Annotated in this window: 1 protein-coding gene; it reads right to left on the bottom strand. The window is 61.7% G+C overall.

Features of this window, described 5'->3' with window-relative positions; genetic code table 11:
- The coding region (locus H5T65_14055; protein MBC7260351.1) for an ABC transporter ATP-binding protein at positions 1 to 2,155 on the bottom strand (2,155 nt) is incomplete at its 3' end.
- Between the last annotated feature and the right edge of the window lie 155 nt (positions 2,156 to 2,310).

The raw sequence follows: 2,310 nt of genomic DNA, 5'->3' as shown, positions 1-2,310 counted from the left end.
TGCCCACGTTTCGGCCCTCGTCCAGAACGATGATCTGGTCAGCGTTCATGATGGTGGAGACGCGTTGAGTAACGATGAGCACGGTGCTCTTCCCGGTGATGTCCTTCAGCGCCCTGCGCAGGGCGGCGTCGGTCTTGAAGTCCAGCGCCGAGAAACTATCGTCAAAGATGTAGATAGGCGGCTTCTTCACCAGGGCGCGGGCGATGGACAGGCGCTGCTTCTGCCCGCCCGACACATTGTCCCCGCCCTGGGCGATCTCGGCCGCAAGACCCTCGGGCCTGGAGAAGACGAATTCGCCCGCCTGGGCCACCTCAATGGCCTGGCGGATGCTGGCCTCATCGGCCTCCTCGTCGGCATAGCGAAGGTTGCTCTCAATCGTGCCCGAGAACAGGATGCCCTTCTGCGGGATGTATCCAATCCTGTCGCGCAGGTCGCTCTGGCGCACCTCGCGGATGTCCACGCCGTCCACGTAGATGGCGCCCGCCGTTACGTCGTAGAAGCGCGGGATCAGGTTGATGATGGTGGACTTGCCCGAACCGGTAGACCCGATGAAGGCGGTGGTCTTGCCCGGCTCGGCCACAAAACTGATGTCGTGCAGCACGTCCTCCAGGGCGTTCGGGTAGCGGAAGTGCACGTGGCAGAACTCTATACGTCCCTGGAACGGCTCCTTGAACTCCTTGGGGTGCTCGGGGTCCTTGATGGTAGGCTCCGTCTCCAGCACCTCGGCGATGCGGTCGCCCGACACCGACGCCCTCGGCAAGAAGATGAACATCATGGTCATCATGAGGAAGGCGAAGACGATTTGCATCGCGTACTGGAGGAAGGCCATCATGTCGCCCACCTGAATGGTGGATTCAGCCACCTGGTGCGCCCCCACCCAGATGATGATTAGCGACAGCCCGCTCATGATGAGCATCATCACCGGCATCATGACGACCATGACGCGGTTGACGAATAGGCTGGTGCGCGTCAAATCCCTGTTCGCCTCGTCAAACCGCGCCTCCTCAAACCGCTGCTTGTTGAAGGCCCGGATGACCATCATGCCCGACAGGTTCTCGCGCACCACCAGGTTCAGGCGGTCCACCAGTTTCTGGATGGCCTTGAACTTCGGCAGGGCGATGGAGAAAACCGTCAGGATGAGGCCCAGGAGCGTGAGCACCGCCACGGCGATGATCCACCACATGTTGGCGCTCTTGTCAATGGCCCGAATGACGCCGCCGATACCGATGATGGGCGCGTAGAACACCATGCGCATCATCAGCATCACCACCATCTGCACCTGCGTTACGTCGTTGGTGGAGCGCGTGATCAGGGACGCGGTGGAGAACTTGTCAAACTCCGCGTTGGAGAAGTCCGTTACCCTGCGGAAGACGTCGCGGCGCAGATCGCGGGCCACGCCTGCCGCCGTCCTGGCCGCCAGAAACCCCACGATCACCGCGCAGACGATGGACAGGAACGAGATGAGCAGCATGGAGCCGCCCGTGCGAAGGATGTAGGCCGTCTGGATTCTGCTAGTCTCCATGCCCAGCGCATCGTATTCGGCCTTGACGGCGCGCACCGCCATCTGGGTGATCATGAGGTCGCCCAGGGCTGCGAACTTCTCGTTGATGGCCGTGGTGATCTGCGCCAACTGGGCCGCGGGCAGCCTGCCCAGCGCGGCGAACAGGTCCATCCCAGGGGGCAAACGGCTCAGGTCAAAACCAAGCGTCTGGCCCATGTCGGCCGCTTTGCTCGGATCGGCCACGATCTGCTCAATGCCCGAGACGACGACCAGCGCCTTGCCCAGGATTGGGTTCAGCGTTTCCATCTCGGCCTTCCCGATGGGGTTCCGCACGTACACGGGTTCGTTGGCAAGCGCGGGGTATCGCCGAACATACGTGGCGTAGTCGGGCGAGTCTTGGGTGATGAGGGTATAGTGGCCCAGCACCAGCGCCTTGTCCTCAGGCGCCATGAAGAGGACGAGTTTGTTCATCTCGCTTTGGCGGATGGCCTCGGGCACCGCGTTCTCCACGCCGCCCTGTTGGATGCCGTTGTTGACGATGCGCGACATGTAGTCGGGCAAGGCCAGGTCGGCGTTGGCCTGCACAAACAGCAGGGCGATGGCCAGCAGGATGGACGGCACATAGGGTTTCAGATACCGGACGAGTCGTAGCATCGGCGCACTTGATCCTCATGCATAGAATTGGAACGGGCGCCGACCTGCGAAAGGCTGGCTCTGGACTTGCCTTCAGCAAGCGGCGCCGTTTATTTAGCGACACAAAGTATACTCCCCTTGTCGCCCGCTGTCAAAAACGGCGCGTTCGTTCGCTA

It is taken from the genome of Chloroflexota bacterium (genome assembly GCA_014360805.1).
GTDB lineage: Bacteria > Chloroflexota > Anaerolineae > DTLA01 > DTLA01 > DTLA01.
This window is presented reverse-complemented; position numbering and strand designations above follow the sequence as displayed.